The sequence below is a fragment of the Streptomyces sp. NPDC048269 genome (assembly GCF_040652395.1).
Taxonomy (GTDB): domain Bacteria; phylum Actinomycetota; class Actinomycetes; order Streptomycetales; family Streptomycetaceae; genus Streptomyces.
Map to the genome: position 1 here is coordinate 84,364 of NZ_JBEZLW010000006.1, position 24,170 is coordinate 108,533.

General features: G+C 73.6%; 19 protein-coding genes. 10 read left to right on the forward strand and 9 right to left on the reverse strand.

Going from position 1 to position 24,170, the window contains the following annotated elements:
* Positions 1–16: 16 nt before the first annotated feature.
* The 3 genes from AB0D48_RS09145 to AB0D48_RS09155 all read right to left on the reverse strand — a co-directional run bounded on the left by AB0D48_RS09145 (position 17) and on the right by AB0D48_RS09155 (position 3,273).
* Entirely contained in the window at positions 17–169 is a 153-nt protein-coding gene (locus AB0D48_RS09145; protein WP_215149874.1) for a hypothetical protein, read from the reverse strand.
* Between the two features lie 94 nt (positions 170–263).
* Entirely contained in the window at positions 264–1,136 is an 873-nt protein-coding gene (locus AB0D48_RS09150; RefSeq protein WP_362392557.1) for an alpha/beta hydrolase, read from the reverse strand.
* 151 nt (positions 1,137–1,287) lie between these two features.
* A complete protein-coding gene (locus AB0D48_RS09155) occupies positions 1,288–3,273 on the reverse strand; it encodes a DEAD/DEAH box helicase (protein ID WP_362392560.1) in 1,986 nt (661 codons plus the stop codon).
* 451 nt (positions 3,274–3,724) lie between these two features.
* On the opposite strand from AB0D48_RS09155, the gene AB0D48_RS09160 reads away from it, so the two are divergent.
* The gene (locus AB0D48_RS09160) at positions 3,725–4,483 is read left to right on the forward strand and encodes a ferritin-like fold-containing protein (RefSeq protein ID WP_362392563.1); all 759 of its coding nucleotides are present in this window, start codon (positions 3,725–3,727) and stop codon (positions 4,481–4,483) included.
* A 181-nt stretch (positions 4,484–4,664) separates the two neighbouring features.
* Here the strand turns inward: AB0D48_RS09160 and AB0D48_RS09165 are convergent, their stop codons facing one another.
* The 4 genes from AB0D48_RS09165 to AB0D48_RS09180 all read right to left on the reverse strand — a co-directional run bounded on the left by AB0D48_RS09165 (position 4,665) and on the right by AB0D48_RS09180 (position 6,438).
* Complete coding sequence (locus tag AB0D48_RS09165; RefSeq protein WP_362393042.1) at positions 4,665–4,964, reverse strand: hypothetical protein; 300 nt, start codon at positions 4,962–4,964, stop codon at positions 4,665–4,667.
* A 135-nt stretch (positions 4,965–5,099) separates the two neighbouring features.
* Positions 5,100–5,327, reverse strand: a complete 228-nt coding sequence (locus AB0D48_RS09170) for a DUF3107 domain-containing protein (RefSeq protein WP_215149754.1) — start codon at positions 5,325–5,327, stop codon at positions 5,100–5,102.
* Positions 5,328–5,454: 127 nt separating this feature from the next.
* Positions 5,455–6,093: a TetR/AcrR family transcriptional regulator gene (locus AB0D48_RS09175; RefSeq protein WP_215011841.1), complete on the reverse strand. Its 639-nt coding sequence runs from the start codon at positions 6,091–6,093 to the stop codon at positions 5,455–5,457.
* 126 nt (positions 6,094–6,219) lie between these two features.
* Entirely contained in the window at positions 6,220–6,438 is a 219-nt protein-coding gene (locus AB0D48_RS09180; protein ID WP_362392567.1) for a hypothetical protein, read from the reverse strand.
* A 130-nt stretch (positions 6,439–6,568) separates the two neighbouring features.
* On the opposite strand from AB0D48_RS09180, the gene AB0D48_RS09185 reads away from it, so the two are divergent.
* The 7 genes from AB0D48_RS09185 to moeZ all read left to right on the forward strand — a co-directional run bounded on the left by AB0D48_RS09185 (position 6,569) and on the right by moeZ (position 14,870).
* On the forward strand, positions 6,569–7,537 hold the full coding sequence (locus tag AB0D48_RS09185) for an alpha/beta hydrolase (protein ID WP_362392570.1): 969 nt from the start codon (positions 6,569–6,571) through the stop codon (positions 7,535–7,537).
* Positions 7,538–7,542: 5 nt separating this feature from the next.
* Positions 7,543–8,958, forward strand: a complete 1,416-nt coding sequence (locus tag AB0D48_RS09190) for a DUF3152 domain-containing protein (RefSeq protein ID WP_362392572.1) — start codon at positions 7,543–7,545, stop codon at positions 8,956–8,958.
* A 209-nt stretch (positions 8,959–9,167) separates the two neighbouring features.
* Positions 9,168–10,772, forward strand: a complete 1,605-nt coding sequence (gene pelF, locus AB0D48_RS09195; RefSeq protein ID WP_362392575.1) for a GT4 family glycosyltransferase PelF — start codon at positions 9,168–9,170, stop codon at positions 10,770–10,772.
* Positions 10,769–11,878: a hypothetical protein gene (locus AB0D48_RS09200; protein WP_362392578.1), complete on the forward strand. Its 1,110-nt coding sequence runs from the start codon at positions 10,769–10,771 to the stop codon at positions 11,876–11,878. The genes pelF and AB0D48_RS09200 overlap by 4 nt, the downstream gene beginning before the upstream one ends.
* Positions 11,875–12,885, forward strand: a complete 1,011-nt coding sequence (locus AB0D48_RS09205; protein WP_362392581.1) for an NAD-dependent epimerase/dehydratase — start codon at positions 11,875–11,877, stop codon at positions 12,883–12,885. Before AB0D48_RS09200 ends, AB0D48_RS09205 begins: the two co-directional genes overlap by 4 nt.
* Complete coding sequence (locus AB0D48_RS09210) at positions 12,873–13,628, forward strand: spherulation-specific family 4 protein (protein WP_362392583.1); 756 nt, start codon at positions 12,873–12,875, stop codon at positions 13,626–13,628. The genes AB0D48_RS09205 and AB0D48_RS09210 overlap by 13 nt, the downstream gene beginning before the upstream one ends.
* 63 nt (positions 13,629–13,691) lie before the next feature.
* Positions 13,692–14,870, forward strand: coding sequence for an adenylyltransferase/sulfurtransferase MoeZ (gene moeZ / locus AB0D48_RS09215; RefSeq protein ID WP_361601446.1), 1,179 nt, complete (start codon positions 13,692–13,694; stop codon positions 14,868–14,870).
* Between the two features lie 131 nt (positions 14,871–15,001).
* Here moeZ and AB0D48_RS09220 read toward each other — a convergent pair whose 3' ends face one another.
* Positions 15,002–16,615, reverse strand: coding sequence for an alpha/beta hydrolase (locus AB0D48_RS09220; RefSeq protein ID WP_362392587.1), 1,614 nt, complete (start codon positions 16,613–16,615; stop codon positions 15,002–15,004).
* 254 nt (positions 16,616–16,869) lie between these two features.
* Positions 16,870–19,689, reverse strand: a complete 2,820-nt coding sequence (locus tag AB0D48_RS09225; protein ID WP_362392590.1) for a lysylphosphatidylglycerol synthase transmembrane domain-containing protein — start codon at positions 19,687–19,689, stop codon at positions 16,870–16,872.
* A gap of 158 nt (positions 19,690–19,847) precedes the next feature.
* On the opposite strand from AB0D48_RS09225, the gene AB0D48_RS09230 reads away from it, so the two are divergent.
* Both AB0D48_RS09230 and AB0D48_RS09235 read left to right on the forward strand, forming a co-directional pair.
* Positions 19,848–20,216 (forward strand): MGMT family protein, encoded by a 369-nt coding sequence (locus AB0D48_RS09230; protein WP_362392593.1) that lies wholly within the window; start codon positions 19,848–19,850, stop codon positions 20,214–20,216.
* Positions 20,217–20,414: 198 nt separating this feature from the next.
* Positions 20,415–24,134 carry a UvrD-helicase domain-containing protein gene (locus AB0D48_RS09235; RefSeq protein ID WP_362392597.1) on the forward strand — a complete coding sequence of 1,240 codons (3,720 nt, stop codon included), beginning with the start codon at positions 20,415–20,417 and terminating at the stop codon, positions 24,132–24,134.
* Positions 24,135–24,170: the final 36 nt, after the last annotated feature.

The following is a 24,170-nucleotide window of genomic DNA, read 5'->3' on the forward strand; positions in this document are numbered from 1 at the left end:
TGCGGTGGGTGAGGCGTCAGCAGGACGCCGTCTCGGCCGGTCGGATCAGAATGCGCTGGCCGACAGCGGCGGCCTGCTGCACGATCCGGTTGACGGAGGCCGCGTCCACGACGGTGCTGTCCACGGCAGATCCGTCGACGTCGTCCAGGCGCAGAATCTCGAAGCGCACGGGGCTTCTCCCTTCGTCGGTGTTTCTCCTTGCAGAGGGTTCAACGAAGTGTAGGAGGAAAACATTCCCTACGCTAAGGAAATTTTTTCACTGGCTAACGACTGTGAGTGGTCCACAGGGTGCAGGAGTCCCAGAACGCGGCCAGCGCGCCAGCTGTGACCTGCTGATTCTCCGCGTTGGGAGAGTGTTCGGCCCCCTCGACGACCACCCGCGACGCACCCAAGCGGTCCGCCATGTCGTCCATCAGCGGCACCGGCCAGGCGTAGTCCACCGCGCCGGACAGCACCAGCTTGGGGAGCGGGACGACCGCCAGCTCCGCGACCCGGTCCGGCTCCGAGATCAGCGCCCGGCCCGTGGCGATCAGCTGCTCGGGGACGGTGGCCAGCCACCGCTCGCGCAGGAAGTCCGTCAGCTCCGCAGAGTCCGGGACGGCGTCCTCCGGATCCTGCGCCCGCATCGCCGCCCACACCGCCGGCATGTCCTCGCGCAGCGCCTCCAGGGCGGCCACCAGCAGCTTGGTGCGCGCTTGCTGCTCCTCCGAGATCGCGGCGGGCCCGCTGCTCATCAGGGTCAGCGAGGCGAAGGGCGCGGGATCGCGCAGTACGGCCGCGCGCGAGATCAGCCCGCCGAGCGAGTGGCCGAGCAGGTGCACGGGCCCGGCGTCCAGCGCGCGTGCCTGCGCGAGGAGGTCCAGCGCCAGCGCCTCCAGGGCGTACGCCGACTCCTCGCGCGGGCCCGGGGTCTCGTACTGGCCGCGCCCGTCCACGGCGACCACCCGGTAGCCGACGGCGGCCAGCGGCTCCAGGAGGGCGATGAAGTCCTCCTTGCTGCCCGTGAAACCGGGGACCAGCAGGGCGGTGCCGCGGGCGGCCTCCCCCGCCTCGTGCACGGCGAAGTCGCCGCGGTCGGTCGAGAGGCGGCGGGCGCGGGCGACGGACGGCAGGGTGAGGCGCGGCGGCTTGCTCATGGGCCCGAGGTTACCGGCCCGTACGAACGGGTGCGGAGGTGGATGCACCGATGGCCCGGCCCCCTGCGACAGGGGACCGGGCCATCGGGAGGTGCTCACGCCGCCGGGCTCACGCCGACGTACGAACGGCGGCGTGCTTGCGCCTCGGTGCCTACGCCTCGGGCGCGGCCGCGACCTTGCGGGTGCGGGTGCGCTTCGGCTTGGCCGGAGCGTCCTCGGCCACTGCGGCGGCCGGAGCCTCCGGGGCGGCCTCGGCGACCTTGCGGGTCCGGGTGGTACGGCGGGCCTTGACCGGCTCCACGGGCGGGGCCATCTGGAAGTCCGGCTCCGGGGCGGCCGGGGCGACCTTGCGGACGCGTGCCCGGCGGGGCTTCTCCGGGGCCTCCTCGACCACGGCGACCGGGGTCACCGGAGCGGCTTCGGCGACCTTGCGGACGCGGGTGCGCTTCGGCTTGACCGGGGCCTCCTCGGCCACCGCGACCGGGGCCTCGACCACGGCCGCCTCGGCGACCTCGGCGACGGCCTTGCGGGTGCGGGTGCGCTTCGGCTTGACCGGAGCCTCCTCGGCCACCGCGACGGCCCCCGGAGCCTCGACCACGGCGACCGCAGCCACCGGGGCGGCCTCGACCACGGAGACCGCGGTCACCGGGGCGGCCTCGGCCACCGCGCCGGCGGGGGCCGGGACGACCGCGGCACCGGCGGATACGCGGGTCCGGCGACGGCGCGGCCTGCGCGGCTCGTCGGCGGCCGGAGCCTCCGCAGCCTCGGCCGCGGGGGCGACGGCGGCGGACTCGGCGCCCAGTTCGGACCCGCCCCGGGTACGGCGGCGCTGGCGCGGCGTACGGGTCCGGGCCGGACGCTCCTCGGCCACGACGACGGCCGCGGCCGGGCCGGAGCGACCACCACGGCCACCACGGCCGCCGGTCTCGCCCAGGTCCTCCACGTCCTCGGCCTTCAGGCCGGCCCGCGTGCGCTCGGCGCGCGGCAGGACGCCCTTGGTGCCGGCCGGGATGTTCATCTCCTCGAACAGGTGCGGGGACGTGGAGTACGTCTCGACCGGGTCGTGGAAGTCCAGCTCCAGCGCCTTGTTGATCAGCTGCCAGCGCGGGATGTCGTCCCAGTCGACCAGGGTGACGGCGATGCCCTTGTTGCCCGCGCGGCCGGTGCGGCCCACGCGGTGCAGGAAGGTCTTCTCGTCCTCCGGCGTCTGGTAGTTGATGACGTGCGTGACACCCTCGACATCGATGCCGCGCGCGGCGACGTCGGTGCACACCAGCACGTCGACCTTGCCGTTGCGGAACGCGCGCAGAGCCTGCTCGCGCGCGCCCTGGCCCAGGTCGCCGTGGACGGCGCCGGACGCGAAACCGCGCTTCTCCAGCTGCTCGGCGATGTCGGCCGCCGTGCGCTTGGTACGGCAGAAGATCATGGCCAGGCCGCGGCCCTCGGCCTGCAGGATGCGGGAGACCAGCTCCGGCTTGTCCATGTTGTGCGCACGGAAGACGTGCTGCTTGATGTTGGCGACGGTCACGCCCTCGCCCTCGGGCGACGTGGCGCGGATGTGCGTCGGCTGCGTCATGTACCGGCGGGCCAGGCCGATGACCGCACCCGGCATGGTCGCCGAGAACAGCATGGTCTGACGCTTCGGCGGCAGGTAGTTGATGATCTTCTCGACGTCGGGCAGGAAGCCCAGGTCGAGCATCTCGTCGGCCTCGTCCAGGACCAGGGCACGGACGTGCGACAGGTCGAGCTTCTTCTGACCGGCCAGGTCGAGCAGGCGGCCCGGGGTGCCGACGATGATGTCGACGCCCTTCTTGAGCGCCTCGACCTGGGGCTCGTACGCGCGGCCGCCGTATATGGCGAGCACGCGGACGTTGCGGACCTTGCCCGCGGTCAGGAGGTCGTTGGTGACCTGGGTGCACAGCTCGCGGGTCGGAACCACCACGAGCGCCTGCGGGGCGTCGGTCAGCTGCTCGGGCTTGGCCCGGCCCGCCTCGACGTCCGCGGGGACGGTGACCCGCTCCAGCAGCGGAAGGCCGAAACCGAGCGTCTTGCCGGTTCCGGTCTTGGCCTGGCCGATGACGTCCGTGCCGGAAAGGGCGACGGGGAGGGTCATCTCCTGGATCGGGAAGGGGGACACGATGCCGACGGCCTCAAGGGCTTCGGCGGTCTCGGGGAGAATCCCGAGGTCTCGGAACGTAGTCAGGGTGCTGCCTCTTCTGTGAGACGCGGCGCGAGGCGGCGAGGGGGGTCGTACCGTGCCGGGCTTGCAGTACTGCGACGTACATACGAAGCTGCGCGGGACCACTAAGCCTTCGCTCAAGCGCTTGTGCCGCTGAGGGGGCCCCTCAAGGGTGGCGGCACATGAACGCACGCACCACGCAGAGGGCGGGTCGGTTGGAGCCGATCGGGCCACCGACCGGGCATCCTCATTCGGATGGCCCGCCGAGTATCCGGCAGGCGCATTACCACTGTACCCCGGAATCGCGCAGCTGTGTCGGGCGAATTCACCGGCTCGGCGCGTTTACGTGGACGGGCGGTGTGGATGTGTGGTGGCGTGGGCCGCCATGCGGACGGCTATTGTGCGGAGCATGTCGACCGTTGAAAACGCCTCGCCCGCCGACGACGGCGCCCCCGCCGAAACCGCGGGCATCGCCGCCCAGGACTGGGCGACCGCCTCTGCCTCGCCGCAGTACCGGGCCGCCGTCGTGGACCTGCTCGGCGCGCTCGCGTACGGCGAGCTCGCGGCCTTCGAGCGCCTCGCGGAGGACGCGAAGCTCGCGCCCACCCTCGACGACAAGGCCGAGCTCGCCGCCATGGCCTCCGCCGAGTTCCACCACTTCGAGCGGCTGCGCGACCGGCTCGCCGCGATCGACGCCGAGCCCACGGCCGCGATGCAGCCGTTCGCCAAGGGCGTGGACGACTTCCACCGCCAGACCGCGCCGTCGGACTGGCTGGAGGGCCTGGTCAAGGCGTACGTGGGCGACTCGATCGCCAGTGACTTCTACCGCGAGGTCGCCTCGCACCTGGACACCGACACCCGCGCCCTCGTGCTCGGCGTGCTCGACGACACCGGCCACGGCAACTTCGCCGTGGAGAAGGTGCGCGCCGCCATCGAGGCGGACCCGCGCTGCGGAGGCCGCCTCGCACTGTGGGCGCGCCGGCTGATGGGTGAGGCCCTTTCGCAGGCCCAGCGCGTGGTCGCCGAGCGCGACGCGCTGTCCACCATGCTGGTGGGCGGCGTCGACGGCATGGCCGCGGGCTTCGACCTCGCGGCCGTCGGCGAGATGTTCACCCGGATCACCAAGGCGCACACCAAGCGGATGGCGGCCCTCGGCCTCGCCGCGTAGAAGCCCGTACGTACGTCGGCCCCGGTGCGGAGGGTTCCGCGCCGGGGCCGACGTGCGTGAAGGGTCAAAGATCAGGGCTCAGGATCAGAGCGGGGCTCAGGATCAGAGCGGGGCTCAGGATCAGAGCGGGGCTCAGGATCAGAGCGGGGCTCAGGATCAGGACGGGGCTCAGGATCAGGGGTCAGCCCCGCGACGGGAGCGAAAACGGAGTCCTGTGCGAGGGCCTGCGGGGCCCGGCGGCCGGCCGGAGCAGCAGGGACAGGACCACGGCCGACACCAGCACTGCCCCGATGAAGGTCGCGGTCAGGGTGTTGTGCCCGGGGCCGAGCGCGAAGTGCGTCAGATACGCCCCGAACAGCGCCCCGAGCACCCCGCTGACCAGCACCACTCTCGGATCGGGCAGGCGGCTGGCGAGCACGCGCGCGGCTGTCGCGGACAGGGCGAGCCCCAGCAGAGCCGAACCGAACGTCTCCATCAGCAGCATGAAATCCCTCCCACACGTCGGGGCAAACCGAGTCACTGCGGTCCTACCCGAAGCGGAGGAAACGGAAACGGCCTGGTGGATTCAACCACCAGGCCGTTGCACGCAGTTCCCGGCACGTCACGTGCCGCCGCGTCAGAGCGCGCCGAAACCGACCTTGCGCGCGCTCGGCTCGCCCAGGTCGACATACGACAGGCGGTCGGACGGCACCAGGACCTTGCGGCCCTTTGTGTCGGTGAGGCTGAGCAGCGGCGCCGTACCGGACAGCGCGGCGGCGACGATGGTCTCCAGCTCCTCGGCGCTCAGGTCGCTCTCCAGCACGATCTCCCGGGGTGCGTGCTGCACGCCGATCTTGACCTCCACGGCTTTGTCCCTCCGACGATCCGGTTCGCGCGATCAGCCGCGCCGTACGCGGTCCACATTAGCCCGGAGAGGGGACGCGGACCGCTCAGAGCGGACACGCTGGCAGCGAACAGCAGCGAACGGCTGCTCAGCCCTCGGAGCCGTGCAGCGGGAATCCGGCGATACCGCGCCATGCGAGCGAGGTCAGCAGGCCGACCGCCGTGTCCCGGGCGACCGGGCTCTCGCTCGACAGCCAGTACCGGGCAACCACCTGCGAGACCCCGCCCAGACCCACGGCCAGCAGCATCGACTCGTCCTTGGACAGCCCGGTGTCCTCCGCGATGACGTCCGAGATGGCCTCCGCGCACTGGAGCGAGACCCGGTCGACGCGCTCGCGCACCGCCGGCTCGTTCGTCAGGTCGGACTCGAAGACCAGCCGGAAGGCGCCGCCCTCGTCCTCCACGTACGCGAAGTACGCGTCCATCGTGGCGGCCACACGCAGCTTGTTGTCGGTCGTCGACGCGAGCGCGGTGCGCACGGCGAGGAGCAGGGCCTCGCAGTGCTGGTCCAGCAGCGCCAGGTAGAGGTCGAGCTTGCCGGGGAAGTGCTGGTACAGCACCGGCTTGCTCACCCCGGCGCGCTCGGCGATGTCGTCCATGGCCGCGGCGTGGTAACCCTGCGCGACGAAAACCTCCTGCGCCGCGCCCAGGAGCTGATTGCGCCGGGCTCGGCGCGGCAGTCGCGTGCCCCGCGGACGCGCTGCCTCGGTCTGCTCGATGGCTGTCACGCCGCCTCCCACTTTCTCTAAGAACACAGTGCGCTCTGCGCCGCGCCGCCATCGTACTTTTCGGTAACCGAATCTGGTGGGTTCAAGCCGAGTTTTCTCGCGGTACGGACCGGTCGGATGCGCTGGTCAGCGGTAGTCGTCCTCGTCCAGTGGCACCACCCTCGCCTGCTCGACCGCGTCACCGTCATTGGCCTCGCCGCGCTCCACCCCGGTGACCCGGTCGTCGTCCTCCGACGGCCCCACCTCGGTCTGCTGCTCCGCCAGGTCCGCCTCCGGGGCCTCGGGGTCGATGGATTCGGGAAACGGCTCCCGGAAGGTGTCCGGCTCCGCAGGGTCGACAGTCATACCACTCCCCTCGCTTCCTTCTTCACCTATGAGCCTAGGAGGATCGCGGATACCCCGCTATGCGGATCCGTATGCCGCTGTGACGGCGAACACAAGAAGTGGAGTGTGATCGTCTCGTAACATTGCCCGCATGTCTTCGACCGAGCTGCCCGGCGTACGGTCCACCGACGAGGCGACCTCCCCGGCGGGAGCCGTCCGCGTGGCCGACGGGGAGCAGCTGCGCACCGTCGCGCTGCCCGGGCTGGAACTGGCCGTCCGGGTGCGTCCGCCCGTGCGCGCGGACCTGCCGCCCGCGCTGTTCGTCCACGGACTCGGCGGTTCCTCACAGAACTGGTCGGACCTCATGGCCCAGCTGGAGGACACCGTCGACGGCGAGGCCCTCGACCTGCCCGGCTTCGGCTGGTCCCCGCCACCCGCCGACCGGGACTACTCCCTCACCGCGTTCGCCCGCGTGGTCATCCGGCACCTCGACGCCGCCGGGCGCGGGCCGGTCCACCTGATCGGGAACTCCCTCGGCGGCGCCGTCTCCACCCGGGTCGCCGCCGTCCGGCCCGACCTCGTGCGCACGCTCACGCTGGTCTCACCCGCCCTGCCCGAGCTGCGCGTGCAGCGGGCGGCCGTACCGACCGCGCTCCTCGCCGTACCCGGGATGGGCGCGCTGCTGGGCCGGCTGGCGCAGGGGCTGACCGCCGAACAGCGCACCCGGGGAGTGACGGAGCTCTGCTACGGGGACCCCGCGCGGGTGACACCGGAAGGCTTCCTCCACGCCGTGGAGGAGATGGAGAGGCGGATGGCCCTCCCGTACTTCTGGGAGTCCCTGACCCGCTCCTCGCGCGGCATCGTCGACGCCTACACCCTCGGCGGGCAGCACGGACTGTGGCGCCAGGCGCAGCGGGTGCTCGCGCCGACGCTGCTGGTCTACGGTGGCAAGGACCAACTGGTCTCGTACCGTATGGCCCGCAAGGCCGCCGCCGCCTTCCGGGGTTCGCGGCTGCTGTGCCTGCCGCAGGCCGGGCACGTGGCGATGATGGAGTACCCCGAGGTGGTGGCATCCGCCTTCCGGGAGCTGCTCCTGGACACCGACGACGGCAGAGGCTGAGGACCGTGGGACGACATAGTCGCAAGGACCCCGCCCCCGCGCCCGCCCCTGCCCCGGCCCGTACGGCGCCGGTGTACGAGGAACCGGTGGCGTACGAACAGTCCTTCCCGTACGAGCAGCCCCCGTCGTACGAGCACTCCTTGCCCCGCGAGGACCCGTTCCCGTACGCGGATTCCTTCCCGTACGAGGAGCCGCGCACCCGGCGGTGGCCCGAACCCACCGTCACCCACCAGGGTTACGTGCGCCAGCAGCGGCCCGTTCCGGGCGGCCACCCCGAGCAGCACGAGTCCGGCGGCGCCTGGGGTGCCTCGCCCGACTCCGGCTCCGGCTCCGTGTACGGGGACTGGCGCGGGGTCCCGCGCGCCCGGACCGCGACCGCCCTGCTGCACGGCGACACCCCGGCCTCCGGCACCCCTGCGGTGGGCTTCCCGCAGGTCACCCTGCCGGAGCCCGCACCGGCGCCGGTGCCCGCGCGGACGCCCGCACCGACGCCCGACCCCGATCCCGTCACCTCCACCGGCTCGCACCGCCGCGTGCCCGGCCCGCGCAAGCCGGCCGACGCCGTTGCGGAGCAGCCCGGTTCCGATTCCGGCTCCGGCCGTGGTCGCAAGGTCCGCACCTACACCGTCACCGCCGCCGTGGCCGTCACCGCCGTCGTCGCCGTCGTCGTTGCGAGCCAGGTGCTCCACCACGGCGAGATCGCCCAGCACGGCACCCTCGCCGCCGGCGACGACGGCCGGGCCGAAGCCCCCACCTCCCGCTCCGACGGCCGTCCGACGCCGGACGCCCCCGCGGCCTCGCAGCCGGCCGCGCCGGAGCTGACGTACGAGCAGAAGATGGCGCAGCAGCTGCCGATCGACGAGAAGCTCGCCGGGCCCGGCACCTTCGACACCGTGCCCGGTGTGGCCAAGGCCCCCGGCAAGGGCAAACTCGTGCGCTACCGGGTCGATGTGGAGCAGGGCCTCGGCCTGGACCCGCAGCTGTTCGCCGAGGCCGTCCACCGCACCCTCAACGACGACCGCAGCTGGGGCCACGGCGGCACGAAGACCTTCGAGCGGGTGCCGGGCGGCGAGGCCGACTTCGTGATCACCCTGGCCAGCCCCGGGACCACCGGGACGTGGTGCGCGAAGTCCGGGCTGGACACCACCGTCGACAACGTCTCCTGCGACTCCGCGTCCACGGACCGGGTGATGATCAACGCGTTCCGCTGGGCCCAGGGCTCGGCCACGTACGGCCCCGGCCAGATGCTCGCCTACCGCCAGATGCTCATCAACCACGAGGTCGGCCACCGGCTCGGACACGGCCACGTGAACTGCCGGACGCCGGGAGCGCTCGCCCCGATCATGCAGCAGCAGACCAAGTCCCTCGACATCGACGGCATCCAGTGCCAGCCCAACCCATGGGTTTTCCCCGGTAGTTGACCCGGCCCGTCCCGATCTCCGTGCAGGGCACCCCCTTTTCCTAGCGTGCTCGAACGCGAACCGTACGGGAAAGTTACGACTCTTCACCCCTTCCGGTGGCGCGACGGACAACCGTCCGTCGCGCCTTCGGTATATCCGCTTGAGTTTCTTCCGCGGCGGGTCGCCGGACCGACGACGACCGCCTGAACGGGAGATCGGGGGTGCCACTCGTGCGGATCGGACTGCTCACGGAAGGTGGTTATCCGTATGCCACCGGAGAGGCGAGGCTGTGGTGCGACCGGCTCGTGCGCGGGCTCCCGCAGCACGAGTTCGAGCTCTACGCACTGAGCCGCAGCGCCGAGCAGGAACGCACCAGGGTCCTCCTGCCCGAGCACGTCACCCGCGTCCGGACCGCCCCCCTGTGGGCTCCGGCCGACGACGGGCGTACGTACAGCCGGCGTGAGCGCCGGCGTTTCGGCGACTGTTTCCGGGAGCTGGTCCACGGGATCTGCGCCGGCGAGGCATCCGCCTTCGCGGCCGGGCTCTACGGGCTCGCCGGACTCGCCCGCGACCAGGGCGGTCTGTGCGCGGCACTGCGCTCCGAGTCCGCGGTGCGGGCGGTCGAGTCCGCCTGCCGGGCACCCGGCGCGGGACGCACCGTACAGGCGGCACAGGTGCCGGACCTGCTGGAGTTCGTGGACGAACTGGAGCGCATGCTCCGGCCGTTGTCCCTCGACTGGTACGAGGAGCCCGGCGGTCTCGGCGCGGTCGACATCTGCCACGCGGCCGCGGGCGGGGTGGCGGCGCTCCCCGGACTGCTGGCCAAACGCTTCTTCGGGGTCCCGCTGCTGGTCACCGAGTACGGGGTCCAGCTGCGGGCCCACTACCTCGACCAGAGCCAGGAGGCCCGGCCCGCCGTACGGGCCCTGCTCGCGGCCTTCCACATCCGGCTGGCCGGCGAGATCTACGCCCAGGCCGACCTGCTCACCCCCGGGAACGCGCACGCCCGGCGCTGGCAGGAGCGGTGCGGGGCGACCCGGGACCGGCTGCGGACGGTCTACCCGGGGATGGAGGCGGACCGATTCGCCACCGTCGGGGAGGCCGCCGACTGCGGGGACCCCGAGACCCTCGTGTGGGTCGGCCGGATAGAGCCCGCCAAGGACCTCATCGCGTTGCTGCACGCATTAGCGGAGGTCCGCCGGACCGCGCCGCGGACCCGGCTGCGGATCTTCGCCACGGCCGTGGCCCCCGGCTACCTGGCCGACTGCCGGTCCCTGGCCGCGCAGTTGTTCCCCGACGAGGCCGCCGACGCCGTCACCGCCGGGGAGAACCCCGTCACCTTCGAGGAGATCGGCGGCCCCGAGGCGCCCTCCCCGGCCGAGGCGTACGGCGCGGGCCGCGTGGTCGTCCTGTCCTCCGTGATCGAGGGCTTCCCGATCACCCTGGCCGAGGCGATGTTCTGCGGCCGGGCCACCGTGTCCACCGACGTCGGCGCGGTCCGTGAGGTCATCGGGGGCACCGGTCTCGTCGTACCGCCGCGCAATCCGCGGGCCCTTGCCGAGGCCTGCCTCTCGCTGTTGCGGGATCCCGAGCGGGCGCAGCGGCTCGGGGCCGCCGCCCGGGCACGGGCCCTGGAACTCTTCACGGTCGAGCAGAACGTGGCCGCCTTCCAGGAGGTCTACCTGCGGCTGCTGGCCGGCGGATCCGCCCGGCCGGACGGGGAGATCCCCTTCGCGCAGCCCGCGGAGGCGCGTGTGCCGGGGCACTGGACCAGCCCGTCGTGGGCCGCGGCCCCGGCTGCCTCGGCCGCCTCGGCTTCGGAGGCCGCCGTATGACCACCGTCGACCCGCACGCCGTGGCGGGAGAGAGCGCGGGTGCGGCGCCGCTGCCGGGGCTCCGCCCCGGACCCCGCGCCTCACAGGCCGGCGAGGCCGGATGTGCCGGTCAGCGGCCCGGGACGGCCGGCGAGGGTGCATTTGCCGGCGGGGCCGAACGGGCCGGGGGTGAGGCTCCGGCCGAGAAGGTCCGGCGGCGAGGCGGCGGGGATCCCGTCAAGGCCTTGCTGCACCGGCATCGCGCGCTGTGCGAACGGGCCGTGGATCCGTTGGAGATCGCCGCTGGGCTGGAGGCCCACGGGATCACCGACCGGACCGCCGGGCGCTTCCGCCACCGGGACGTGTTCTCGCTCGCCGAGGAGTTGTACGCCCGGACCCCGCACGGAGAGGCTCCCGCCGCCGCGACCGCGCGGATCCCGGCCCGGGCCCCGGCGTTCCGGGGGTTCGGGTACGCCCTGCTGCCCGGCGCCCTCGCCTTCGCGGCGGCCGCCGCCGGGCAGCCCTGGGCCGGGCCCGCCGCCGTCGCCGCGGTCGTCGGCGCCCTGGTGTGGCCCGGGCGGGCAGCCGGGGGCCGGTTCCCCTACGCCGCGCACCTGCTGGCCGCGGCCGCCGCCGGCTGGGCCGCGCACCGGCACGGCGCCGCCCTCGCCGTCGGCCTCGCGCTGGCCGTCGCCCCCGGCCACCTGACCGCCGCCGCGTTCGCCGCGACGGCCCGGGCCCGGCTCGCCGGGAGCCGCGCGCTGGAGGACTTCGCCGACCGGGCCCGTCCGCTGCTGCTCGCTGCCGTCGCCGTGTTCACCGCGGCCGCCGCCGGAGCCGCCGCGCTCGCAGGAGCAGCGGTCACGGCAGCCCTGCCACTCGCCGTACTGCTCTTCCTGACCAGGCTCCTGCTCCGGCACGGAGCGCACCGCGGACCGGTCGCCGCCGCCCTGGCGCTCGCCCTGGTCCCGGTCCCCGCTGCGGCCCCCGCCGCAGCGGCGGGACTCCTCGTACACGCAGTCCTCGCGCTGTCCCGCGCATCCGCCCATGCGCGGCCCCATCCACCCACCCGCAAGGAGAAACAGAAGATGACCGGCCAGCCAACCGACCAAGGGGCCACGCGATGAGGGTGCTGCTGATCGGAGCCAACGGATACCTCGGCCGCTACGTCGCCGACCGCCTGCTCGCCGACCCCGCCGTCCAGCTCACCGCGCTCGGCCGCGGCGACGACGCCGACGTCCGCTTCGACCTCGCCACCGGCAGCCCCGGCGCGCTCACCCGCTTCCTCGACGCCGTCCACCCCGGCGTCGTCATCAACTGCGCCGGCGCCACCCGCGGCGGAGCCCGGGAGCTCACCCGGCACAACACCGTCGCCGTGGCCACCATCTGCGAGTCGCTGCGCCGCAGCGGCTGCGGGGCCCGCCTCGTCCAGCTCGGCTGCGCCGCCGAGTACGGACCCAGCCAGCCCGGATCGTCCACGGCCGAGGACGCCGTGCCGAGACCCGGCGGACCGTACGGAGTCAGCAAGCTGGCCGCCACCGAGCTGGTCCTGGGGTCCGGACTGGACGCCGTCGTACTACGGGTCTTCTCGCCCGTCGGGCCCGGCACCCCCGCCGGATCCCCGCTCGGCCGGCTCGCCGAGGCCATGCGCCGCGCGATGCAGTCCGGGGACGGCGAGCTCAAGCTCAGCGGGCTCGGCGTCCAGCGCGACTTCGTGGACGTAAGGGACGTGGCGCGGGCCGTGCACGCCGCCTCCCTCTCGGCCGCCCAAGGCGTGGTCAACATCGGCACCGGCCGTGCGGTCCGGCTGCGCGACGCGGCCGCCGTCCTGGCCCGGGTCGCCGGGTACGGGGGCGCCCTGCACGAGCTGGACGTACCGCACGGTGGGCCACAGCAGTCGCACGCGCACCCCGGCCGCCCGGCCGGGCTCGCCGCCATCGGCTCCCCCCGGTCCGAGGCGACGGCCGAACAGCTCGCGGCCGCGGCCCCGCAGCCGTACCCGTACCCCGACGGCTGCGGGGCCTGGCAGCAGGCCGACGTCCGTACCGCCCGCGACCGGCTCGGCTGGCGGCCCCGGATCAATCTGGAGGAGTCCCTCGCGGACATCTGGATGGAGGCGGCGTGCCGTATCTGACCACCCCGCCCGGGGCCCCGGCGGCCGCCGCGACCGAGGCCGGCCGGCTCGGCCTCGGGATCCCCGGCTACGCGCACCCGTTGCTCGCCCCCGTCGAATGGGCCGAACTGACCCGCCCCGGGACCCCGCTGCACTGGGCGGTGCTCAACGTCACGGACGGCCCGGGCGGGCGGCCCGACCCGCACTGCACGGAGGCGTCCGCGAAGCTGCGCGGGGCGGGCGGCACCGTCCTCGGCCATCTCGCGATGCGTGACGGCGAGCGGTCCTTCGGGGAGCTGATCTCCGACGCCCACCGCTTCCGCGACTGGTACGGGGTCGGCGGTTTCTACCTCGCCGGCGCGCCGGCGGACAAGGCGGAACTCGCCACGGTGCGCCGGGTCGCGGACACCCTGCGCGGCCTCGGCGAGGACATCCGTATCGTGCTCGGGCACGGCACGCACCCGTACGAGGGCTACGTGGAGGCCGCGGACCAGCTGGTCACCTTCTCCGGGACCTGGGCCGACTACCGCTGGTCGCAGGTGGCGGAGTGGACCACCGACCACCCGGCGGAGCGGTTCTGCCACCTCGTCCACGGGGTGCCGCGCACGCACCTGGAGGAGGCGATGCGGATCGCCCGCTGGCAAGGCGCGGGCACGATCTGGTTCACGGACCGGCGCGGGGCGGGGGACGCGGATCCATGGGCGTCAATGCCCGCGTACTGGGACGAAATCGTCTCACGGATCGGGACGGGTGTCTTGGAATGAAGACGGGCGTGGCAGTGTTACGGAGAGAACCACCGTTAAGACGTAACCATCTACGGAGTCCCCGTGTCGCTGCCACCCCTGGTCGAGCCAGCTGCTGAGCTCACCGTTGACGAGGTCCGTCGGTACTCCCGCCACCTGATCATCCCGGATGTCGGGATGGACGGCCAGAAGCGCCTCAAGAACGCCAAGGTGCTGGCCGTGGGCGCGGGCGGCCTCGGCTCGCCCGCCCTCATGTACCTGGCCGCGGCCGGTGTCGGCACGCTGGGCATCGTGGAGTTCGACGAGGTCGACGAGTCGAACCTGCAGCGCCAGATCATCCACAGCCAGGCGGACATCGGCCGTTCCAAGGCCGAGTCGGCCCGCGACAGCGTGCTGGGCATCAACCCGTACGTGAACGTGGTCCTTCACGAAGAGCGGCTCGAAGCCGAGAACGTGATGGAGATCTTCAGCCAGTACGACCTCATCGTCGACGGCACGGACAACTTCGCCACGCGCTACCTGGTCAACGACGCCTGCGTGCTGCTGAACAAGCCGTACGTGTGGGGTTCGATCTACCGCTTCGACGGCCAGGCCTCGGTCTTCTGGTCCGAGCACGGCCCTTGCTACCGCTGCCTGTACCCGGAGCCCCCGCCGCCGGGCATGGTCCCGAGCTGCGCCGAGGGCGGCGTACTGGGCGTGCTCTGCGCGTCCATCGGGTCCATCCAGGTCACCGAGGCCATCAAGGTCCTCACGGGCGTCGGCGAGCCGCTGGTCGGCCGCCTGATGATCTACGACGCCCTGGAGATGCAGTACCGCCAGGTCAAGGTCCGCAAGGACCCCGACTGTGCGGTCTGCGGTCCGAACGCGACCGTCACCGAGCTCATCGACTACGAGGCCTTCTGCGGCGTCGTGTCGGAGGAGGCCCAGGAGGCGGCCGCCGGCTCGACGATCACTCCCAAGCAGCTCAAGGAGTGGATCGACGCGGACGAGAAGATCGAGATCATCGACGTCCGTGAGAAGAACGAGTACGAGATCGTCTCGATCCCGGGCGCGAAGCTGATCCCCAAGGGCGAGTTCCTGATGGGCACGGCCCTCCAGGACCTGCCGCAGGACAAGCGCATCGTCTTGCACTGCAAGACGGGTGTCCGCAGTGCGGAAGTCCTCGCGGTCCTGAAGTCCGCCGGTTTCTCGGACGCGGTCCACGTCGGCGGCGGCGTGATCGGCTGGGTCCACCAGATCGAGCCCGAGAAGCCGGTCTACTAGTCACGCCCGGTCGTACCTGAGCACGCCCCGAAGGGGCCGCACCCGCGAGGCCGGGGCGGCCCCTTCGGCACGTCCGGGCCCGGAAGTGCCGGATTCGGCACTTCCGGGCGCGGCTCGTACCGGCGCGCGGGTCAGACGGGGGCACCGGTCGGGGCTCCGGTCGGGGCTCCGGTCGGGGGGCCGGTCGGGGTCGCGCCCGCCGTGCAGACCGCGCCGGCCGCGGGGGTCTTCCCCTCCAGCAGGTACGCGTTCACCACGTCCTGCACGCACGTGTCGCCGCTGTTGTAGGCGCCGTGCCCCTCGCCCTTGTAGGTGAGCTCCACACCCACGCCGGGGCCGAGCCGCTCGACCATCTTGCGGGCGCCCTCGTACGGGGTGGCCGGATCGCCGGTGTTGCCGATCACCAGGATCGGGGCGGCTCCCGGGGCGGAGACGTCCGGGGTCTCCCAGGCACCCGCGACGGGCCAGCCGGTGCAGGCCAGCATCGCCCAGCCGAGGAAGTCCCCGAAGACGGGCGAGGCCGAACGGAACTCCGACAGCTTCGCCTTGGTCTCCTCCACCGAGTAACGGTCCTTGGAGTCGGCGCAGTTGATCGCGGTGTTCGCCGCGCCGATGTTGCTGTAATGCCCCTGCTGGTCACGGCCGTTGAGCGCATCGGAGAGCGCGAGCAGCAACTGCCCCTGCCCGCCGTCCGCCTCGTCGAGGCCCTGTTCCAGCAGCGGCCACAGCTCCTGCGAGTACAGGGCCTGCGCGATGCCGTTGGTCGCGGAGCTCTCGGTGAGCTGCCGGTCGCCGATGCCCGGGATGGGCTTCGCGGCGAGGTCCTTCTGGAGCTGGATGACGCCCGCCTCGATCTCCTTGGCGGTGCTGCCCGGGAGGCGGCATTCGTCGCCGCGGTCCACGCAGTCCTGGGCGAAGTTGTTCAGGGCGAGCTGGAAGCCCTTCGCCTGACCCAGCGCCCCCTCCTCGGAGGTCTTGGTCGGGTCCACGACGGCGTCGAAGACGGCCCGCCCCACGTTCTTCGGGAAGAGGTGGGCGTAGACCCCGCCGAGTTCGGTTCCGTAGGAGATCCCGAAGTAGTTCAGCTTCTCGTCGCCGAGGGCCTGGCGGATGCGGTCCATGTCGCGGGCGGTGTTGGAGGTGCCGACGTAGGGGAGGACCTTCGCGGAGTTCTTCTGGCACGCCTGCTGGTACGTCCGGATGTTGTCGGCGTAGGCCTTCTCCTCCTGCGCGGTGTCGGGGGAGGAGTCCTGGGCGTAGTACGTGTCCAGCTGCTTGTCGTCCTCGCAGCGGACGGGGACGCTGCGGCCCACCCCGCGGGGGTCGAAGCTGACCAGGTCGTAGCGGGCGCGCAGGGCCTCGTACTCCTTGGCGGCGCCGGGGAGCGTGGTGATGCCGGAGCCGCCGGGGCCGCCGAAGTTGAAGACGAGCGAGCCGAGGCGCTTGTCCTTGTCGCGGGCCTTCGCGCGGATCAGGGCGATCGGGATGGTCTCGCCCTCGGGCTTCGCGTAGTCGAGGGGGACGTCGAGGGTGGCGCACTGCCAGTCCTTGGGCGGGGCCTGGCCGCCGCCCTCCAGGGGGGTGGGGGTCGGACACTCGCCCCACTTGAGGGGCCGCGCGCCCTTGGTGCCGTCGGCCTTCGGCTGATTCCCGTCGCCGTCACCGTCGTCGGAGCAGGCGCTGGTGGTGAGCAGCGCGGCGGCGAGCGCGGCGGTGGCGGTGACCCGCAGGACGTTTCTCGGCATGTCCCCATCCTCCGTGCCCTCCGCCACCCCCGCCCCCGCGCTGACCCATCCGGGGGTCCCCTCGGCCCGCCGGAGCAAACCCGCCTCAACCGGAGCCGAACTCAGCCCCGCCGGCCTTTGCGCGGGCGCGGAGCGCCGTAGGGGGTACGGCGCGCGCCCCACCGGGCAGCAGGACAGCCGGGCCCCACAGCCCCGGTGTGGGGCAGCGCCCCACGGGCGGACGGGGTCCCGGACCCCGTCCGCCGAGCCGGAGGCTAGATGGCTTCCTTGCGGGTCAGGAAGTTGAACGAGATCCACCCCGGCAGCACCGGCAGCCAGAACGTCATGAGCCGGAACAGCAGTACCGCCGAGATGGCGACCTCCTTCTCCAGCCCCGCCGCGATCAGGCCCAGCGTCAGCGTGGTCTCGACCGCGCCGATGCCGCCCGGCGTCGGCGCCGCCGACCCCAGAGCGTTGCCGGCCAGGAAGACCACCGCGATGCTCGCGTAGCTGATGGCCTGGCCGCCCCCGAAGGCGCGGATCGACGCGTCCAGGCACATCACGAAGCAGCCCGTCAGCAGCAGCATCCCGCCGATGCCCGTCATCAGCTTCTGCGGCCGCTGGAGCACGTCCAGCATGCGCGGGACCACGCCCGCGAACAGCGCCCGTACCCGCGTCGCCACGAACTTCCGCATGAACGGGACCGCCGTCACCACCAGCACCAGCACCGCCACCGTCAGCAGACCCGCGATCACGGTCCGGGACGGGGTCATCTCCGGGGTCTTCTCGGTCCCGGTCAGGTAGCCGAAGGACAACAGCAGCAGGATGTGGCTGGCCAGCCCGAACAGCTGCGAGGCGCCCACGCTCGCCACGGCGAGCCCCGGCCGGACCCCGGCCCGCTGGAGGAACCGCGTGTTCAGCGCGACACCACCCACCGCCGCCGGCGCCACCAGCTTCACGAAGGACCCGGCCACCTGCGCGACCACGGTCCGCAGGAACGACACCCGCTCCGGCACGAAGCCCAGCAGGCTCATCGCCGCCGCGAAGTAGCTCAGCGCCGAGAAGGCCAGCGCCGCGCCGACCCAGCCCCACTGCGCCTCGCCGACGATGGTCGCGAAGTCCACGTGCGCGAGCTGCGTCAGCAGGAAGTACGCGCCGAACGCGCCCGCGATGAACGACACCAGCGTGCGCGGCCGGATCCGCTCCAGCCGGGCCGGCTCCACCGGCGCCTGCGGGCGGATCAGCAGCACCTGCTGGCGGATCTGGCTCAGCAGGTCCTCCTCCCGGGCCCCTTCGAGCGCGTCGTCCAGCGCCTTCTTCTCCGCCTTGCGGTCGGCGGCGGGGCTGGCGGCGGCGTCCGCCTCGCGCGCCGCCTTCGCCGCCCGCGAGGACTCCAGTACGGCCTCCCGCTGGCGCTCCGCCCGCTCCCGCGCCAACCTGCGCAGCGTCGCCCGCGTCGAGCGGCTCAGCGCGATCGGCTGGAGCAGCGGCAGGCAGTCCGCCACCGCGTCCGGGCCGAGCACCGACACCGCCGAGGACACCGACCGCTCCGCGCCGACCCGCAGGCCGAGCGTGGTCAGCAGCTGCGCGATGTCCATCCGGAGCACCAGGTCGCCCGCGGCGATCTCGCCGCCCCGCAGGTCGGTGAGGATGACGTTGCCGGAACGATCCACCACCAGGGCGTCCCCGGTCAGCCGCCGGTGCGCGATCCGCCGCGACTGCAGGGCCCGTACCTGCTCCCACGCGTTGCGGCACAGCTCGTCGGTGATCTCCTCGTCGGAGAGCGTGTCCAGGGTCCGGCCGCCCAGGTGCTCGTACACGAGCATCACGGCGTCCGGTCCGAGCTCGGAGGTGGCGATCAGCTTAGGCGCGTTCGCGCCGGCCGCGATGGCGGCGTACGCGAGGAGCGCCTCCTGCTCCAGCGCCTGGCGCAGCGACTGGAGGCTGCGCCCGGTGGTGATGCCGCGCAGCGTGAGCCGGCGCCAGACCCGGTAGAAGAACCCGTGGGCCTGCTGCTCCCGGTCCACGACGGTGACGTCGAGCGGCGGGCCGTCCTCCAGGGTGACGTGGTAGCGCCGGCCCCGGTCGCTCACCTCGGTGGCCTCGGGGCCGTCGGGCGTCTCCGCGCGCATCGCGCTGACCGGCTGGAAGCCGACCCGGCGCAGTCCGGCGAGGAGGTGCTGCCCGGTGGGGCGCACATTGGGCGAGCCGACGGCGTACAGGGTCCCGTACGCGACGCTCCAGCCGATCAGCACGGTCAGGATGATCGAGAAGGGAGTGGTGTAGCCGCTGACGAGCATCGTGAACGCGTCGAGCAGCAGGACCACCCACAGGGCGACGCGCCAGTGCGGCCGCCGGGTCATCCCGACGGCCGTCATGTACGCGATCACGGGTGCGAGGTAGCCGTGCACCGGATCGGTGAGCGCCCCGTCGGCGCCGGCGGACCGGGTGAGGGCTTCCTGGATGGTGTCGGGGGCGGCCTGGGACACCCACAGGTCGGTGGCGAGGGTGACCCCGTGCGCGAGGACGGCGGCGAGCACGCCGTCGGCGATGCGCAGGCCGTCGCGCTTGATCAGCCGCTCGATGGCGAAGGCGACGGGCAGCAGGAGCACGGCGATGCTGGACACCAGTGCGGCGACCTTGACCAGCAGGTCCGGCGCCTGGCCGGTGCCCTTGTTGATGTCCTCCTCCAGGCCGACGGTGGTGCCGTGGGCGAAGGCGGCGATGGCGAGGACGACGGCGATGCCGAGCAGGCCGACGAGGAGGCGTACGAGGTCGGACGGGCGGTGTACGCGGGCGGCGAGCAGCGGTTCGTCGACCTCGACCTGGTCGGAGGCCGTGGGGGCGTGCCCGTGCGGGCCCTCGGTGCCGTCGCGGTCGCGGTCGCCGTTGCCGTCGCGGTTGGCATTGCCGGAGCCGTTGTCGGTGGCGCTGCCCTTGCCGGGGCCCCCGCTCCCGGCGTCAGGGTCACGGCGGCCGGTGCGGGCGTCCGTGCGGGCGTCCGGGACGGCTTCGGGCCGGGCTTCCGGGCGTGGGGCGGTGCCGTCGTCTGGGCGCGCGTCGTCGTCCGCCGCCGCGCCGTCCGGAGGGCTCACACCCTGCTCCTTCGTCGTCACATCCGTCTCTTCTTGATCACGTATCACCAGTCACCGCCCGGAAGATGGTGGCACGGACCGACGGGGGAGCGGGGCATCAGGGTGCGCGCCGGTGCGGAACCTCGTCTTCCGCCGGCGGAGGGCCGACGTGCTGCACCATGGGCCGAATGAGCGAGGAGCTGCCCGCCTACGCGGAGCACGTGCTGGAGCTGGCCGAGCGCATTCCGCCCGGCCGGGTGATGACGTACGGGGACGTGGCCGAGTGGCTCGGCGAGGGAGGGCCGCGCCAAGTCGGGCGCGTCATGGCCCTGTACGGAGGCGCCGTGCCCTGGTGGCGCGTGGTGCGGGCGGACGGCGTACCGCTGCCCGGCAGCGAGCGGCGCGCCCTGGAGCACTACCGGGCCGAGGCCACACCGCTGCGCCTGACGGCGGGCGGAGAGCCACGGCTGGACATGCGCCGGGCGCGCTGGGACGGAGCCGAGGGAGACAGTGACGCTGACGGGGACCGCGACGAGGCTCACATCTGACAGCTTCGGCCATGCGCGGCCCGCGCGGGCGGTCGAGCGCCCGTGCGAAGGCCCGTCCGAGGGACGGAGAGGAACTGCGCGGCGTCGGCCGGTTGCCGTAGCGTTGCCTCTTCGGCTCGGGCCGCAGCCGTCACGGCGGCATCCGGACCCACCGGAAACGCAGCAACACCCGCAGACCCACCAGGACCGGCAGCTCACGTGATCACCTCTTCCTCCGACCGCACCGAACGGCGGCGTACGCGGACCCCTGACGCGTACCGCCTCGTGCGCACCGGGCCGGAACGGGTGGATCCCCCTGTCCTGGACGCAGCGCAGCGCGCGGTGGTTGACCACACCGGCGGACCACTGCTGGTCCTCGCCGGACCGGGCACCGGGAAGACGACCACGCTGGTCGAGGCGGTGGCAGCGCGGGTCGAAGCGGGGACGGACCCCGGCCGCATCCTCATCCTCACCTTCAGCCGCAAGGCGGCCGTGGAACTGCGCGACCGGGCCGCCCTGCGGCTCGGCGGCGCGCGGGCTCCGCAGGCGACCACCTTCCACTCCTTCTGCTACGGCCTCGTCCGCGCCCACCAGGACACCGACCTCTTCGCCGATCCGCTGCGGCTGCTGTCGGGCCCGGAGCAGGACGTGATGGTCCGCACGCTCCTGGAGGGCCAGCGCCGGATCCGTTCCATCCGCTGGCCGGACGACCTGCGGGCCGCGCTGACCACGCGCGGGTTCGCGGACGAGGTCCGCGCCGTCCTGGCCCGCGCCCGCGAACTGGGCCTGGGCCCCGGGGCACTGTCCGACTTCGCCGGGCGGATCGGCCGCCCGGACTGGCAGGCGGCCGCGGCCTTCCTCTCCGAGTACCTGGACGTCCTGGACATGCAGGGCACCCTGGACTACGCGGAACTCCTCCACCGTGCCGTCCTGCTGGCGGAACGCACCCCGTCCCTCGCCTCCGCCTACGACGTGATCTACGTGGACGAGTACCAGGACACGGACGCCTCGCAGCTGCGGCTGCTGCGGGCGCTGACCGGCACCGGCGGCACGCTGGTCGCCTTCGGCGACCCGGACCAGTCGATCTACGCCTTCCGCGGCGCCGACATCAACAACATCCTGGACTTCGAGTCCTCCTTCCCCGGCGCGGCGGTCAAGGCCCTGACGGTGGGCCGCCGCTCGGGTGCGGCCCTGCTGGCCGCCACCAGGCTCCTGACGACCCGCATGCCGGTCCCCCGGCTCCCGGCCGCGGCGGTCCGCGCCCACCGGAACCTCGAACCGGTGCGGGAGGGCGGCGGGGTGGAGGTGTACACGTACCCCACGGCCGGGGCCGAGCTCGACAACATCGCCGACATCCTGCGCCGGGCCCACCTGGAGGACGGCGTGCCCTGGCAGGACATGGCCGTCCTGGTCCGCGCGGGCGGCCGTACCCTCCCGGCGATGCGCCGCGCCCTCATCACGGCGGGCGTCCCGGTCGAAACCGACGGCGCGGACACCCCCCTCCGCCACGAACCGGCCGTCTCCCCCCTCCTCACGGCCCTCCGCACCACAGCCACCTCCGCCGCCGGCCTGCCCGCCCCTTCCCCCGCCGACTCCGCAGCTGCCCCGGCCCCGGCGGCCGCGGCCTCAGCCGACCCCGCGTCGCCGGAGTCCGGCGACCCGGAGGTCCCGGCCGACGGCGCGGCAGACGCGGACCGGCCCGCCGTCGGCGAGCACCCGGCCGAGCCGCACTCCGTGGCGGCGTCCGCCCCGGCGGGCCAGCCGGCCGGATCTTCCGCCGACCCGGCGGTGCCGGACCCGGGCGAGCCGGTGCTCCCGGCCGACCGGCCCTCCGCGGCCGCGGCCGAGCCGGAGTTCGGCGACCCGGTGGTTCCGGCCGACGGCGCCGCGGGCGCGGACCCGGCCGGCCGGTCGGCCGCAGGCGAGCACCCGGCCGAGCCGCACCTCGTGGCGGCGTCCGCCCCGGCGGGCGGCGGCGACGTGGGCGAGTTCGCCCAGGAGTCCGGGGCGGGTGGGCCGGAGACGGCCCCCGGGCACGCCGAGCCCGACGCCGGGTGGATCGGCGTCGAGGCCGCCCTCGCGCTGCTCGCCTCCCCGCTCGGCGGGATGGACGCCGCCGACCTGCGCCGCCTCGGCCGCGCCCTGCGCGACGAGGAGCGCGCCGCCGGCGTCAAGGTGCCCGCCCCCTCCGACGTGCTGCTCGCCCGCGCCCTCGCCGAGCCGGAACGGCTCACCGCCCATGACCCCGCCTACGCCCGCGGCGCGCAGCGCCTCGGCCTGCTCCTGCGCAAGGCCCGCGAACTGCTCCAGGGCGGCGGCACCGCCGAAGAGGCCCTGTGGACCCTCTGGGACGGCACCCCCTGGCCCCAGCGCCTGGAGCGCTCCGCCCGCCGCGGCGGCACCGCCGGCCGCAACGCCGACCGCGACCTCGACGCCGTCTGCGCCCTCTTCGACACCGCCGCCCGCGCCGAAGAACGCACCGGCGGCCGCGGCGCCCTCAACTTCCTCGAACAACTGGAGGCGGAGGACATCGCCGCCGACACGTTGACGACCCGCGCCACCCGTCCCGACGCCGTCCGCCTCATGACCGCCCACCGCTCCAAGGGCCTGGAGTGGTCCCTCGTCGTCGTCGCCGGCGTCCAGGAGGGCCTGTGGCCCGACCTCCGCCGCCGCGGCTCCCTCCTGGAGGCCGACCGTATCGGCCGCGACGGCCTCGCCGAGCCCCTCACCCCCGGCGCGCTCCTGGCCGAGGAACGGCGGCTCTTCTACGTCGCCGCCACCCGCGCCCGCGACCGCCTCGTCGTCACCGCCGTCAAGGCCCCCGCCGACGACGGCGACCAGCCGTCCCGCTTCCTCACCGAACTCGGCGTACCCCCGCGCGACGTCACCGGCCGCCCCCGCCGCCCCCTCGCCGTCCCTGCCCTCGTCGCCGAGCTGCGCGCCACCACCGTCGACCCGGACGCCTCGCCCGCCCTGCGCGACGCGGCCGCCCGCCGTCTCGCCCGCCTCGCCGCGCTCACCGACGACGAGGACCGCCCGCTGGTCCCCGCCGCGCACCCGCAGCGCTGGTGGGGCCTGTACGAACCGACCCGCAGCAGCGTCCCGCTGCGCGACCGGGACCGGCCCGTCGCCCTCTCCGGCAGCGCCCTGGACCAGCTCGCCAACACCTGCTCCCTCCAGTGGTTCCTGGGCCGCGAGGTCAAGGCCGACGCCCCCTCCACCGCCGCCCAGGGCTTCGGCAACGTCGTCCACGTCCTCGCCGACGAGGTCGCCTCCGGCCGCACCCCCGCCGACCTGGCCGTCCTCATGGAACGCCTCGACTCCGTCTGGGACGCCCTCGCCTTCGACGCGCCCTGGAAGTCGGCCCAGGAGAAGGAGAACGCCCGCGCCGCCCTGGAACGCTTCCTGCGCTGGCACACCACCGACCGCGGCGGCCGGGCGGCCGTCGCCACCGAGCACGAGTTCGACGTCACGCTCGAAGCGGGCGAGTACGCCGTGCGGATCCGCGGCTCCATGGACCGGGTCGAATCGGACCCCCAGGGGCGCGCGTACGTCGTCGACTTCAAGACCGGCAAGTCCTCGCCCACCAAGGCCGAGGTCGACCGCCACCCCCAGCTCGCCGTCTACCAGCTCGCCGTGCGCGAAGGCGCCGTCGACGAGGTCTTCGACGGGCTGCGCCCCACGCCCGGCGGCGCCGAGCTCGTCCAGCTCCGCCAGCCCGCGCCCAAGAAGGAGGGCGGCGACGCCGTCCCGAAGATCCAGGCCCAGGAACCGCTGCCGGGCGGCTCCTCCGGCGAATGGGTCGGCGACCTGCTGGCCACCGCCGCCGGCCGCGTCCTGGACGAACGCTTCGCGCCCGCCGTCGGCAAGCACTGCGACCACTGCTCCTTCCGCAGCTCGTGCAGCGCCCGCCCCGAGGGCCGCCAGACGGTCGAGTGACGCGGGCGACGCCGCAGCGGGCCCGAGGCGTCCGGG